Source organism: Bowdeniella nasicola (genome assembly GCF_900107735.1).
Classification (GTDB): Bacteria; Actinomycetota; Actinomycetes; order Actinomycetales; family Actinomycetaceae; genus Bowdeniella; species Bowdeniella massiliensis.
Map to the genome: position 1 here is coordinate 40,358 of NZ_FNQV01000012.1, position 13,387 is coordinate 53,744.

A 13,387-nucleotide genomic window follows, 5' to 3' on the forward strand; every position below is an offset into this window, starting at 1 on the left:
ATGGCTGACTTCACGCTCGCGCGCGGCACGACTGCCCACGCTGAGCTCGAGATCTCGCGCTCGCGGTTCTTGGGTTACGCGCGCCGGATCGATTCGGAGGCGGCCGCCCGCGCCTTTTTCAGCGAGATTCGTGGGGAGTTTCCCGACGCCCGCCACCACTGCACGGCGTTGACGGTGCGTGCCGGGGTCAATCCGATCGAACGCTCCTCCGATGATGGCGAACCGTCGGGCACCGCCGGGATGCCGATGCTCGCCGCGCTGCGCGGCTCGGGGCTGATCGATACGGCCCTCGTCGTCGTGCGCTACTTCGGCGGCATCAAGCTCGGCACCGGCGGACTGGTGCGCGCCTATACCGATGCGGCGCTCGCGACGCTGCAGGCCGCGAGAGTCGTGGAGCTGAAAGCGATCCCGGCCTGGGAGCTGACCGTCGACGCGGCGGACGCCGGGCGGCTGCATGCCGGCTTCGAAGGGCACGGAATCACCGTCGCTGACGTCGTCTACGGCAGCGATCCGCAGCGCCCCGCCGAAGCCTTATTCACGCTCACGCACCCCGATGAAGACGCCTTTGCCGCCCAGCTCGCCGCGCTCACGCTCGGTGAAGGTAAGCCGCGGCGCATTTCCGACCGCATTGTGGAGGTTGCCCAATGATCTGGCTCACGAACGTGCTGCTGTTGCCGGCTATTTTTGTCACGACGACGATCGCGTGGGCAACGACCCAGAAGGATCGCGCGGCTGGCGACTATCGGGCGGTGATCGCCCTTGTCGTTGGCGCCCTGGTGTGGGCCGGCGGTATTGCATTCACCGTCGTCGCAGAAAACCCCAACGCCGTCCTGCCGGGCGGATTTGTCCTCGCGGGGGTGGCGCTCGCCTGCCTCACCTACCTCGCCCTGCCGCGGCCCCAGCTTGCGGTGCGTGAGGCACCGGCGACATCGTCGCCGGGGGTGCTAGCCGAGGGCATGGCCCAGGCGGGTCGACCCGCGCTCATCCTTGGGTGGGCGTCTGTCGCGCTCTTGGCGGCGGTGATCATCATGCTCGTCGTCATCGATTCGTCGATGTGGTGGTTCGCGCTGCTGCTGGCGCTCTTCGCACTCCTCATCCCGCTGTTTTTGCAGCCGTGGCGGATCCTTGTGACGGGACGTGACGTTCAGCTGCGCACGCAGATCCCGTTCATTCAGCGGCAATACCCGCTGACCGAGATTGTGCGTGCCGAGGTTAGTCAGGTCGATCCGTTTGGCGAATTCGGCGGCTTTGGCTACCGCGCGAACCTGTCCGGCGAGCGCGGCGTCGTGCTGAAAAAGGGCCCGGCGCTGCGATTGCACCTTGCGGGTGAGCGCACGTTCGTGGCGACGACGGATGACGCCGCGCCGCTCGCGAACGCCGTCAATGAGGTAATCAATTCCTCGCAGAGCGGACCGGACGCGCCATTGCCCTCACATTAGCGCTACACTGGCGACAGTTACGCCCACCGAGTCGATAAGGAGCAGCCATGGCCCATCTGCCACGTATCGCTGCTCGCTCGGGGTGGGTTCGGGAAGCTTGCGGGCTCCCGTGTTGTTGCTGTCTGTAGGGCGTTGGACCCTGCTTTGCGTCACCGCGCGCCGCACGTGGTTGACGTGTCCAGCGTTCCCTCGATGACCGGCACTGTTCGTCACCACCGCACACTTTTTGGAGTTCCCATGGCTATTGCCGCAAATGTTTCTGATCTCGCCGGCCGCACCCCGCTCGTGCGCATTAACCGGCTCACTCCTGGCGACGCCGAGGTCGTTGCCAAACTCGAATACTTCAACCCCGCCAATTCGGTCAAGGACCGCATCGGCGTCGCGATCGTCGATGCTGCCGAGGCCTCGGGCGAACTGCCCGCGGGTGGCACCATCGTCGAGGCGACAAGCGGCAACACCGGCATTGCGCTCGCGATGGTCGGCGCGGCGCGCGGTTATCACGTCGTGCTCACGATGCCGGAATCGATGAGCAAGGAGCGGCGCGTGCTGCTGCGGGCCTACGGCGCCGAGCTCGTCCTCACCCCCGCCGCGGAGGGGATGCGCGGCGCCGTTGAGGCCGCCGAGAAGATCGTCGCCGAACGCGATGGCGCCGTCTTGGCCCGCCAGTTCGCTAATGCCGCAAACCCGGCGATCCACCGCGCGACGACGGCCGAGGAAATCTGGGCGGACACCGATGGGCAGGTCGACGTTTTCGTTGCGGGAATTGGCACCGGCGGCACGCTCACGGGAGCCGGCGGGCGCCTGAAGGAGCTCAACCCGAACCTGCACCTCGTCGGCGTGGAGCCGGCGGAATCGCCGCTGCTGACCGAGGGTAGTGCCGGCCCGCACAAGATCCAGGGCATCGGCGCGAACTTCGTGCCCGAGGTGCTCGATACCGACCTGTATGACGAGGTCATCGCGATCACCGGCGAGGAGGCGCTTGCCACGGCCCGTAAGGCCGCGAGCCAGGAGGGCCTGCTCGTCGGGATCTCGGCTGGTGCCGCGCTCGCAGCGGCCGCGAAGCTCGCCACGCGCGAGGAGTTCGCGGGCAAGCGCATCGTCGTCATCCTGCCGGACCTCGGTGAACGCTACCTGTCGACCGCCCTGTTTGAGGGGCTGGTCGACTAGCCATGACTCACGAGTCGGTGAGCCTGACAACGCTCATGAAGGAGGACCTGCAGGCGGCCCGCAATTCCGATCCGGCCGCCCGCACCATGGTCGAGGTCGCGCTCGCCTACCCGGGTGTCCACGCGGTGTGGGGCCACCGCGTGGCGCACCACCTGTGGGGGCGCGGCCACAAACTCATTGCGCGGCTGTTCTCCCAGCTGATGCGCGCGCTCACCGGGATTGAAATCCATCCCGGTGCGCGTATCGGCCGGCGGTTTTTCATCGACCACGGCATGGGGGTCGTCATCGGCCAAACGGCCGAGGTCGGGGATGACTGCGTGCTGTTTCACGGCGTGACGCTCGGCGGGGTCTCAATGCGCAAGGGCAAGCGCCACCCCACCCTCGGAAACGGTGTCATGGTGGGCGCGGGCGCGAAGGTGCTCGGTCCGATCTACATCGGTGATGGCGCCAAGATTGGTGCCAACGCCGTCGTCGTGAAAGATGTCCCGCCAGCGACTGCGGCGATCGGCGTGCCAGCCAAGGTCAGCCAGCCGAAGCCGGAGTCCAAGGGCGCGGAGCAAATCGTCGATCCCACGCTGTTTATCTAGTCTCGCCGGGCCACGTCGCTCACGAGGCTTCAGTAGTACAGTGGCACTATGACTAGCGCCACATACAGCTCACACCTCAGTTCGTTGACGAGTGTGCCACGTGCGCAAGGCATCGAGATTCGGCCGCTACGCCTGAACGACCTGGACGAGCTCGCCCGGCTGTATTTCCGCTCCTATCCCCCGGGCGTCGCGGCCGAGAGTTTCGATGACGCCTACGACGAGATGGAGATGAGCTTTGCGGGCGCCTTCGGCAAGAAGGCCCCGGGCGGCTTTTTGGGCGCGGAGCGCGACGGCCGACTCATCGGCGTCATCATGACGGTCCTCGACCCGCCGTGGGATGACGTGCCCGACGGCCCGTTCGTCATCGAGCTGTTTGTTCACCCCGATCACCGGGGCCAGGGCGTCGCCTCCAGCCTGCTCGCGGCGGTCGCGCAAAAGCAGGAGGCGGACGGGCAGGAATCCATCGCGCTGCGGGTGGATCTCGTCGACGCTGCGGATGCTGCGCGACTGTACCGAACGCTCGGCTTCACCGAGCACGAGGAGTTCAACTAGCGCTGGCAGCGCGGGCAGCGATAGAGCTTTCGCGCCGCCATCTCCTCCAGCACGATAGGTGTTGTGCACACCAGGCAGGGCAGCCCGGCTCGCTGATAGACGTAGAACCGTTCCTGCTCGCCCTCACTCGTCGTCACGATGGAGCCGGTTTCCACCCCATTTTTCATGTGCTCGGCGAGAACGTCCCACAGCGTGCGCAGGCGGGCAATCGAGACTCGATTGCCGGGACGCCACGGGTGGATGCCGGCGATGAAGAGCGCCTCAGCTCGGTAGATATTGCCCGGACCGGAGATGACGGCCTGGTCCATAACGAGTTCGCCGATGGGGCGGCGCAGCTGGCGGGCGCGAGTGATGAAGCGCTCGGGGTCGGCGTCCGCCCGTAGCGGATCCGGCCCAAGCCGCGAGGTGACGGCGAGGGTCTCGGGCGCGCTGAGGACGCGGCATTGGTTCGGCCCGGTGAGGTCGGCTATCCCGTGGTTTGTGGCGAGCCGGACCCGGACCTGGCCGCGCGGCTCCGGCGGGGCCCACACGTCGGTCGGCGTAATCTCGCCCGCGAGTTCTTCGCTTTCGCCGATCCGGCGGCGCGGCGCCCCGATCGCGTGCGGCGCAACGAAGGACGCATCGCCATCGAAGGTCCACGAGCCGTACAGGCCCAGGTGGGTGTGCAAGACGAGATCGTCGAAATGCTGGAAGAGGTGCTTGCCGTAGGCCTCGGAGCCCTCATAGCGTCGTCCGTTCAGGACTCGAGCGCCGTCGGCGAATCTGCCTTGGGGCGAGCTGACATCAATTCTCTGACCGGCCAGGAGTTCGTCGAACGCGGCGGCAAGCCGGTGGATGGAATGACCCTCAGGCATCGGCGAGCGGGTCCCACAGCGCGCGGGTGAGGTCGACTTTGGTGGGGTGACGCCAGACGAGAGCGGTGGCTTCGTCGTCGTAATGTGCCAGCGCATCGGTACGAAGCTGGCGTGGCAATGTCCCGTCGGCGCGCACGACGCGCCACCAGGGACCGATACCGCCGTAGCGGCTCATGACCTGACCGACGAGGCGCGCGGAGCCGGTGCCGAAGCGGTCCTTGAGGCACTCGGCGATCAGCCCATAGGTACATACGCGTCCGGCGGGGATCTGATTGACGACGTCTAGGACGCGCTCAGCATGCCCGGGAAGCTCTGGGAAATCCTCGATACTACTCATAACTCTCGCCATCAACGGTATCGGTCGGCACTGGGGCCTGCCAGGGGTGGGGCGTGTGAGAATGGAGCCATGTCTTGCGAACACTGCGATTCCTCCATTCCGCACGATCACGACGCGGTCCCCGATGCGATGGCGCGGGCGAAGGCCAACACCAAGATGCTGCTGATGGTGCAAGCCGCGGTGGCCGCCGTGGCGCTCATTGCTTCGGTGATCTTCCTGCCGCTGTCCTCCTGGCCCATTCCCTTTGGTTGGGGTCTGGCAACGTGGGCGGCGGCGACGGGACTCGGCGCGATTGCCGGGACGTGGGCTCGCGGCGGCAAGGACATCTCCCGTAATTCCGTGGCGATGCGGGTGCGACTCGTGGCCGGAATCGCGGCTGCGCTCGTGTTAGTTCTGGGAGCGTTGGTTGCTGCGGCACGCTCGGAAGACGGTCGCTACGTAGGTGGGACCGCCGCGAGCGGCCTTGAGGCCTGGCAGGTCGCCCTCGCGGTTCTCGCGGGCTGGCTAGTGGGGGCAGCGGTGGCGGCGGCGGTCCAAACCTATGGCTGGCTGCGCGTTGTGGATTCGCCCGGAGATGCGGGAGAACTCGTGCGCGCCGGCATCATGCATTCACGCAGCGCGGGCATCGCTCGCCCGCTCCTCGCCTTCCTTGTGCCCGCGCTCATGGTCGCGGTGTGGACGCTGGTGTTTGCCTGGCTTCCGCTGGTAGTCCTGGTTGCGCTTCCCGCGCAGGCACTCATCGCGATTGCGATGACGCGGCGCTAGTTGCGCTCGTCGTCGTAGGCCTGAATCTGATCGATTCGCCGCTGGTGGCGCTCGTCGCCGCTGAAGGGTTCCGCAATGAAGGCCTCGATGAGCGCGAAGATCTCCTCGGTGGAGTGCTGGCGTGCGCCAACTGAGATCACGTTCGCATTGTTGTGCTGGCGAGCAAGCACGGCCGTGTCGTGATTCCACACGAGAGCCGCGCGCACGCCGTTGACCTTGTTGGCCGCAATCTGTTCACCGTTGCCGGACCCGCCAATGACGACGCCGAGGGAGCCCGGGTCGGCGACGACACCGAGACCCGCCTCGATACAAAACGCCGGATAGTCATCCTGCGCATCGTAGGTGTGCGCGCCATGGTCGATGACCTCGTGACCCAGCGAACGCAAGTGTTCGGCAAGCTCGTTTTTTAGCTCGAATCCGGCATGATCGGTTCCCAGATGAATTCGCATGTCTCCCATTGTGCCCCACCCCGATTCTCGGCGGTGCCACTCCGCGTGCTCCGTTAGTCTGGGCTCATGACTTCTACCGTGAGAATTCAAGACGACCTTTTTGCCGCCCTCAACGGAGACTGGCTGGCTGACCATGTGATTCCCGCTGACCGTGCACGCGACGGAGCGTTCCACCACCTTCGCGACCAGTCGGAAAAGCAGGTGCGAACCATCATCGAACGCTGCGCCGATGAGAATATTGCAGACGGCAGCGAGGAGGCCGCGAAGATCGGCCGGCTTTACCGCGCGTTCATGGATACCGAGGCGATCGAGGCCGCCGGGATCACGCCGCTGGCCGATGTCCTGGAGGTCATCACGGCCGCATCGACGAAGGATGAGCTCGCCGCAGCACTCGGGCAGCTCTATCCGAGCGGTGGTCCCGCACTCTTCGATATCGGTGTCTTTTCTGACCTGAACAACCCCGAGCGTTATGCCCTGTACTTCGCCCAGGCGGGCCTCGGGCTGCCTGACGAGTCCTACTACCGCGAAGACGCACACGCTCAGACGCGTGAAGCCTACGTGCGGCACGTGGAAAAGATGGTCGAGCTCGGCAAACTCGCCGATGACCCGGCGGCTGCGGCGACGCGCATCATGGCGCTGGAGACCGAGATCGCGCGCGGCCACCGCGACCGCGTCGCCTCGCGCGATATCCAGAAAATGAACAACCCCACGACCGCCCAAGAGCTTGGCACGATGCTGGACGGTTTCGACTTCGAGGGGTGGCGCCACGCCGCGGGCATTTCCGACGCTCAACTCGAGGTCGTCAGCGTTCAGGTCCCGGAATTTATGGAGCATGCCGGCAAGCTCTGGCAGAGTGCAGACCTTGCGGACCTGAAGCTGTGGGCCGCCTGGCACGTCCTGCACGCCGCGGCCCCCTACCTCACCTCGGACATCGTCGAGGAGAACTTCGACATGTACGGCCGCACCCTGACGGGGGCGGAAGAACTGCGCGAGCGTTGGAAGCGCGGGGTCGGCGTGGTCGAAGCCAATCTCGGTGAAGCAGTCGGCAAGCTCTACGTCGCCGAGCACTTCCCGCCGAGCCACAAGGACGCGATGGACGAACTCGTCGCGAACCTCATCGAGGCCTACCGCCGCTCGATCACCACGCTTGAGTGGATGACGGAGGAAACCAAGGACAAGGCCCTCGTCAAGCTCGACGCGTTCACGCCCAAGGTGGGCTACCCGGATCGGTGGCGCGACTATTCTGCGCTGGAGATCCCCGAAGGTGACCTCATCACGGCCGTTCGCAATGGGAGCCGATTCGAGTTCAACCGGCAGCTCGGTAAGCTTGGCGGCCCGATCGATCGCGATGAATGGCTGATGTCCCCGCAGACCGTGAACGCCTACTACATGCCGACGATGAACGAGATCGTCTTCCCGGCCGCGATCTTGCAGCCGCCGTTCTTCGACGCCGAGGCAGACGATGCGCAAAACTACGGCGGGATCGGCGCGGTCATTGGGCACGAAATCGGCCACGGGTTTGATGACCAGGGTTCGCAATTCGATGGCCACGGCCAGGTGTTGAACTGGTGGACGGATGCCGACCGGGAAGAATTCGAAAAGCGCACCGCGCTGCTCATCGAGCAGTACGACGCGTTTGTGCCCTCGCAGCTGCCCGACGATAGCCCGCATCACGTCAACGGTGCCCTGACGATCGGTGAGAACATCGGGGATCTCGGAGGCCTTTCGATCGGGCTGAAGGCCTACGAAATCGCACTGGAAAAGCAGGGTAAGACGCTCGCCGAGGCGCCCGAGATCGACGGTCTTTCCGGCCTGCAGCGCATCTTCTACTCGTGGGCACACATCTGGCGGGAGAAGGCGCGCGACGCCGAGATCATCCGCCTGCTGACGATCGACCCGCACTCACCCGCGGAGTTCCGCTGCAACGGCGTGCCGCGCAACATGGACGCCTTCTATGAGGCCTTCGATGTACGCGAGGGCGACGGCATGTGGCTCGATCCGGACAAGCGGGTAGAGATTTGGTAGCGTCCCTCTTCCCGGTTCTCGCGATTGTCGGCATTCTCGCCCTCGTGGGGATCGTGATTGCGCTGATCAAGACGTCAGAGTAGGTCATGCGCCTCATCGCGCTGCACGGCTCGATGTCGTCCGCCGCCCAGTGGCGGGGCTATGCCCCGCTGCTGGGCGGTGTCGATGTCGTCTCCCCCGACCTTCCGGGACACGGCAACCGGCTTGCCGAGCGGTTCACGATCCCGCGCGTTGCCGAAACTATCGAGGAGGCGAGCGCAGGGGCGGATGAGTTCGTCCTTGCCGGACACTCGCTCGGCGGCTATCTCGCGTTCGGGTATGCGGCGACCCATCCGGAGCGCGTGGCCGGGCTCATCTTACTGGGAGCCTCGGCCGAGCCCACGGGAGCATTGGCCGCTACCTATGGGGCATTTGCGTGGGCGGTCGAGCGAGCGCCGCGCCGCGTTTTTACCAACGCCCGCAACAGTCTCGCCCGTCGGATGGGAATGGCGGACGACCTGCTCGTACCGCCCGAAGCCTACGACGACCTCGGGTACATCTGGGCGAGCGTGCAGCGTGCATGCCCCTTACGGCTATTAGGCCAGGTCCGCTGTCCGGTCGTGATCATCAACGGCCAATTTGATCAGATGCGCCTGCACGAACGCCGGGCCGCTCGCCTCGCATCGGATGCGCCCGTGCGGATCATTAGGGGTGCCAGCCACCTCGGGCCCATCACTCACCGCGCGGCCGTCGCACGCGAGATACAGCAATTTCTGGCGCAGCACGGCCTGACTAGCGGCTAGTCGAAAATCGGCCCCACGTCGCGTGAGCGCTTGAGTTCGAAGAAGCCGGGAACGGAAGCTACGGCGACGCAACCGTCCCAGAGCTTGAGCGCGTCCTCGCCCTTAGGCGCGGGCGAGACGACCGGGCCGAAGAATGCCACCCCATCAATCGCGATCACGGGGACGCCGACGTCATCGCCGACGAGGTCGAGCGCGCGCTGGGTCGATTCGCGCATGCCGGGATCGAAGTCCTCCGTCTGAGCGGCATCGGCAAGCTCTGCCGGCAGGCCCACCTCGGCGAGCGATTCGGAGATAATCGCCTCGGTATCGGTGCGGCCCTCGACGTGGATCCGTGTGCCGAGCGCATCGTAGAGCGGCTTAACGTATTCCTGGCCCTGGCTCTGTGCGACGGCAGCGATAAGACGGGACGTCACCCAGGTCTTATCAATCATCTCGCGGTAGCCCGGATCGAGCTCCCGGCCCTCGTTCAAGACCGCGAGCGCCAGCAGGTTCCAGGAGACATCGAGGTTGCGCGCCTCGGCAACCTCACCCATCCAGCGCGACGTCATCCAGGCCCACGGGCAGGTCGGATCAAACCAGAATTCAACGTTGGTGCTCATACCCTTCACTGTATTGGGTGGACCGAGATAGCGCAGGGTGGAAAGATCGAACCGATACCGCCCCCGGCCGCCGAAGGAGCACCATGCCCGGCAAGAACCTCACCCGCCTCGAAGCGATCGAACGCGCCAGAACCGTCACCGACGTCGAGTCCTACGACGTGAACCTCGACCTCACCCGCGGCGACGAGACGTTTGGCTCTACGACGACGATCGTCTTTAACGCCGAGGCCGGAGCCGCCACCTTCATCGACCTCATCGCCGATAGCGTCGAGCGGATCGAGCTCAACGGCGAGCAGGTCGATCCCGCAGCATTTGCCGATCACCGCATCCAGCTCACGGGGCTGGCCGCCCACAACGAACTGACGATTGCGGCCGTCTGCCGCTACACCAACACCGGCGAAGGCATGCACCGCTTCGTCGATCCGGAAGACGGCGAGGCCTACCTCTACACCCAGTTCGAGGTACCCGATGCCCGCCGCGTCTACGCCTGCTTCGAGCAGCCCGACCTGAAGGCCGCCTTCACCTTCCACATCACGGCCCCCGAGCATTGGGTCGTGGTCTCCAATGAGCCGGCGTCGGTCAGTGAGGTGGCCGGCGCCAAGCGCTGGGACTTTGCAGCCACTCCCCCGATTTCGACCTATATCACCGCGATCGTGGCAGGCCCCTACCACGAGGTGCGCAGCGAGCTGACGAGCAGCGATGGCCGCACGATCCCGCTCGGCCTGTACTGCCGCGCCTCCCTCGCGGAGCATCTGGACGCCGAGGAGATCTTCGACATCACGCGTCGCGGCTTTGAATTCTACGAGCGCGAGTTCGCCCGCCCCTACCCGTTCACGAAGTACGACCAGCTCTTCGTGCCCGAATACAACGCGGGCGCGATGGAAAATGCGGGCTGCGTGACCTTCCGCGATCAGTACATCTTCTCCTCCAAGCCCACCGAGTACATGATCGAGCGCCGCGTCGTGACGATCCTGCACGAGCTCGCCCACATGTGGTTCGGCGACCTCGTGACGATGAAGTGGTGGAACGACCTGTGGCTGAATGAGTCCTTCGCCGAGTTCATGTGCACGCTCGCGACGGCCGAGGCCACCCGCTGGGATCACGCCTGGACCACCTTCGCGGCCGTCGAAAAGGCCTGGGCCTACAACCAGGATCAGCTGCCCTCCACGCATCCCATCGTCGCCGAAATCAACGACTTGGAAGACGTCGAGGTCAACTTCGACGGCATCACCTACGCCAAGGGCGCCGCCGTGCTGCGTTCCCTCGTCGCCTACGTCGGGCGCGAGCCCTTCTTTACCGGCGTGACGAACTACTTCGACAAACACGAGTGGTCCAACACGACGCTCGCCGATTTCCTCACCGAACTCGAGGCCGCCTCCGGCCGCGATCTTGACGCCTGGTCCAAGGTGTGGCTCGAAGAAGAGGGCCTGACGATCCTGCGCCCTGAACTTCAGATCGACGACGACGGCATCATCCGCTCCGCCGCGATCATCCAGGAATCGTTCAAGGGCTCCTCCATGCGCCCCCACCGCGTCACGGTCGGCGGCTACGAGGTGATCGACGGCATCCTCACCCGCACCTACCGCGACGAGCTCGACGTCGACGGGGAGCGCACCGAACTGCCCGAGCTTGTCGGCCAGCGGGCCGGCGCGATGCTGCTCGTCAACGACGAGGACCTCGCCTACGCCAAGATCCGGATGAGCGAGGCCTCCCTTGCGAGTGCCACGACCTACATCGACACCATGGCCGACTCACTCGCCCTCGCCGTCCTGCTCGGCTGCGCGTGGGACATGACGCGCGACGCCGAGATGAGCGGCGCCCAGTTCGTGGCCCTCGCCTCCCGCGCCCTGTCGGCCCCCGGCATGGTGCCCTCGGTACGGCACTCGCTGCTCAACCAGCTCGCCACCGCCGCCGAGCGCTTCACCGCGCCCGAGGGGCGAGCCCAGGTCATCGAGTCCTACGCCGAGACACTGCGCGACCTGCTCGCCGACGCCAAGCCGGGCAGCGATGAGCAGCTGCTCTACGCCCAGCACTACGCGAGGTTCGCCACGACCACGGACCAGCTCGCCTACCTGCGCGGCATCGCGGGCGGCGCCATTGAGGGCCTCACGCTCGATGACGCATTGAACTGGAAACTGCTGCAGGGCCTCGTCGCTGCCGGTGCGGCTGGCGAGAGCGAGATCGTCGCCCAGTTGGAATCCGACCCGTCGCTGACCGGGCGGGAAGAGGCCGCCTTCGCGCGCGCCGCCATCCCGACGGCGGGCGCCAAACAGGCAGCCTTCGATGCCGCGCTGGGCGATGAGTCCCTGTCCAACGACGCGCTGCTGTCAACGATGCGGGGCATGTTCGCCCGCGCCTGGCAGCGCCCCGAGCTCCTCACCGGCTTCACGCCGCGCTACTTTGACGAGCTCGAGCGGATCTGGCGCGAGCGTTCCGGCCACATCGCGCAGATGCTCGTCGGCTGGCTCTATCCGACGGAGCTGGCGGGTCTGAGCGATATCGCTGATCAGACCCGAGCCTGGCTCGAAGCGCACGAGGACGCGCCCGCCGCGCTGCGCCGCCTCGTCTCCGAGCAGCTCGACGGCGTCGAGCGCGCCGAGCGGATCCAGCAGATCTAGCCCAGATGCCAAGGGGCCCGGCCAGCACGCGCTGCCCGGGCCCCTTAGGTATTTGATCTACGAGCTCACCTCGTCGCGTACCTCCGCGGCTGCCGCCACCAGGTTCCTGAGCGTCGCGATCGTCTCGGGATAGGCGCGCGTCTTCAGCCCGCAGTCGGGGTTCACCCACAGTTGGCGCGGGTCCAAGGCCGCGGTGGCAGCGCGCAACAGCGCGACCTCCTCCTCGAGCGTCGGAATGCGCGGGGAGTGAATATCCCAGATCCCCGCTGGCGCGAAAAACCGTGGTCGGCGACCGCCGGCAAGATATCCATCTTCGAGCGAGACGCCTCGATCGAGGTGACATCGGCGTCGAGGTTGTCGATGGCGTCCACGACGACCGCGAACTCCGAGTAACACAGGTGGGTATGGACCTGAGTGGTCGGCAAGACTCCGCTCGTCGCCAGGCGGGCGAGCGATAATCCCCCGGGGGCTGACACCCAGCGGGTCTGGCCACGAGGTGGGGTCGCCGCGCAGCGCCAAGAAATCTCGGGCGCCTTCGGCGATGAGCTCCGAAATCAGTCGGTCCAATTGCTGCCGGTTTCGCCCAACACACGTGAGATGAGCTAGGCCGGGTCGACCGGTGCGCTGGAGCACCTGGCGCAATACCGTGCGACTGAGTTCTTGGGAACTACCGGATGCACCGAAAGTCACCGACACATACTCGGGGCGTGAGTTCAGGAGCTTGACGATTCCTGCCCAGGGGGCGGAATGCGGATCTGGTACCCGCGGTGGGAACAGTTCGTAAGAGATCACCGGGCTCGTTCTGCCCGATCTGCGGTACACGTCGGTGAGCGTCACGGCTGAACCCTCACTCGCAGCGTGCCCCCGCAGAGGCGGCAGTCGTCGGCCGGTGCCTCCGCTTCCTCGGCGATGAGGTACGGGCGAAAGATGCCGGGTCAGATGGGTATAGGGGTGCTATGGCAAGAGCGGTAGTCATGGTGGTGTTCCTGCAAGGACGGTTCGGGCCGGGTCCAGGGTTGGGCTCTGACGGGCACGCGGACTTCCGAATGTGTGCGCAGGAGAAAGGTCAAGAGGACCGAGGCGCGCTGACGTGCTCGTCAGCCAAACATTCGCAGGAACACGAATGCAGTATAAATGGGCGCGACCGCGAGCTGAAAGACGCGTCCACATCGTTGACAACGTGGCGCGCGTTAAGGAATATTGCTCGATTCAG

At 65.7% G+C, this 13,387-nt stretch carries 13 protein-coding genes and 2 pseudogenes; 9 read left to right on the forward strand and 6 right to left on the reverse strand.

The window, feature by feature from the left end; translation table 11 throughout:
- From BLU67_RS09515 to BLU67_RS09535, 5 genes are all read left to right on the forward strand, one after another.
- Positions 1-648 (forward strand): IMPACT family protein, encoded by a 648-nt coding sequence (locus tag BLU67_RS09515; protein ID WP_092565359.1) that lies wholly within the window; start codon positions 1-3, stop codon positions 646-648.
- The gene (locus BLU67_RS09520) at positions 645-1,439 is read left to right on the forward strand and encodes a hypothetical protein (RefSeq protein WP_092565361.1); all 795 of its coding nucleotides are present in this window, start codon (positions 645-647) and stop codon (positions 1,437-1,439) included. Before BLU67_RS09515 ends, BLU67_RS09520 begins: the two co-directional genes overlap by 4 nt.
- 237 nt (positions 1,440-1,676) lie before the next feature.
- The gene (gene cysK, locus BLU67_RS09525) at positions 1,677-2,606 is read left to right on the forward strand and encodes a cysteine synthase A (protein WP_092565363.1); all 930 of its coding nucleotides are present in this window, start codon (positions 1,677-1,679) and stop codon (positions 2,604-2,606) included.
- Positions 2,607-2,608: 2 nt separating this feature from the next.
- Positions 2,609-3,193 carry a serine O-acetyltransferase gene (gene cysE / locus BLU67_RS09530; RefSeq protein WP_092565365.1) on the forward strand — a complete coding sequence of 195 codons (585 nt, stop codon included), beginning with the start codon at positions 2,609-2,611 and terminating at the stop codon, positions 3,191-3,193.
- A gap of 48 nt (positions 3,194-3,241) precedes the next feature.
- Positions 3,242-3,745, forward strand: a complete 504-nt coding sequence (locus BLU67_RS09535) for a GNAT family N-acetyltransferase (protein WP_092565367.1) — start codon at positions 3,242-3,244, stop codon at positions 3,743-3,745.
- Here the strand turns inward: BLU67_RS09535 and BLU67_RS09540 are convergent.
- Positions 3,742-4,599, reverse strand: coding sequence for an Fpg/Nei family DNA glycosylase (locus BLU67_RS09540; protein ID WP_092565369.1), 858 nt, complete (start codon positions 4,597-4,599; stop codon positions 3,742-3,744). The two genes, BLU67_RS09535 and BLU67_RS09540, sit on opposite strands and share 4 nt — an antisense overlap.
- Positions 4,592-4,936 carry an MGMT family protein gene (locus BLU67_RS09545; RefSeq protein WP_222842454.1) on the reverse strand — a complete coding sequence of 115 codons (345 nt, stop codon included), beginning with the start codon at positions 4,934-4,936 and terminating at the stop codon, positions 4,592-4,594. Before BLU67_RS09545 ends, BLU67_RS09540 begins: the two co-directional genes overlap by 8 nt.
- A gap of 69 nt (positions 4,937-5,005) precedes the next feature.
- On the opposite strand from BLU67_RS09545, the gene BLU67_RS09550 reads away from it, so the two are divergent.
- Positions 5,006-5,701, forward strand: coding sequence for a hypothetical protein (locus BLU67_RS09550; RefSeq protein ID WP_092565373.1), 696 nt, complete (start codon positions 5,006-5,008; stop codon positions 5,699-5,701).
- On the opposite strand, the gene BLU67_RS09555 is transcribed toward BLU67_RS09550, so the two are convergent.
- Complete coding sequence (locus tag BLU67_RS09555; RefSeq protein ID WP_092565375.1) at positions 5,698-6,150, reverse strand: ribose-5-phosphate isomerase; 453 nt, start codon at positions 6,148-6,150, stop codon at positions 5,698-5,700. The genes BLU67_RS09550 and BLU67_RS09555 overlap by 4 nt on opposite strands.
- A 66-nt stretch (positions 6,151-6,216) precedes the next feature.
- On the opposite strand from BLU67_RS09555, the gene BLU67_RS09560 reads away from it, so the two are divergent.
- Positions 6,217-8,175: a M13 family metallopeptidase gene (locus tag BLU67_RS09560; protein WP_092565377.1), complete on the forward strand. Its 1,959-nt coding sequence runs from the start codon at positions 6,217-6,219 to the stop codon at positions 8,173-8,175.
- A gap of 86 nt (positions 8,176-8,261) precedes the next feature.
- Positions 8,262-8,957 carry an alpha/beta fold hydrolase gene (locus BLU67_RS09565; RefSeq protein ID WP_092565379.1) on the forward strand — a complete coding sequence of 232 codons (696 nt, stop codon included), beginning with the start codon at positions 8,262-8,264 and terminating at the stop codon, positions 8,955-8,957.
- Here BLU67_RS09565 and BLU67_RS09570 read toward each other — a convergent pair.
- Positions 8,954-9,556 carry a mycothiol-dependent nitroreductase Rv2466c family protein gene (locus tag BLU67_RS09570; protein ID WP_092565381.1) on the reverse strand — a complete coding sequence of 201 codons (603 nt, stop codon included), beginning with the start codon at positions 9,554-9,556 and terminating at the stop codon, positions 8,954-8,956. The two genes, BLU67_RS09565 and BLU67_RS09570, sit on opposite strands and share 4 nt — an antisense overlap.
- Before the next feature lie 83 nt (positions 9,557-9,639).
- Here BLU67_RS09570 and pepN point away from each other — a divergent pair, with 83 nt between their 5' ends.
- The gene (pepN, locus tag BLU67_RS09575) at positions 9,640-12,174 is read left to right on the forward strand and encodes an aminopeptidase N (protein ID WP_092565383.1); all 2,535 of its coding nucleotides are present in this window, start codon (positions 9,640-9,642) and stop codon (positions 12,172-12,174) included.
- A gap of 57 nt (positions 12,175-12,231) precedes the next feature.
- Here the strand turns inward: pepN and BLU67_RS09580 are convergent.
- Positions 12,232-12,650: pseudogene (locus BLU67_RS09580) on the reverse strand (hypothetical protein).
- A 28-nt stretch (positions 12,651-12,678) separates the two neighbouring features.
- A pseudogene (locus BLU67_RS12705) lies at positions 12,679-13,011 on the reverse strand (methylenetetrahydrofolate reductase); the annotation flags it as partial.
- Between the last annotated feature and the right edge of the window lie 376 nt (positions 13,012-13,387).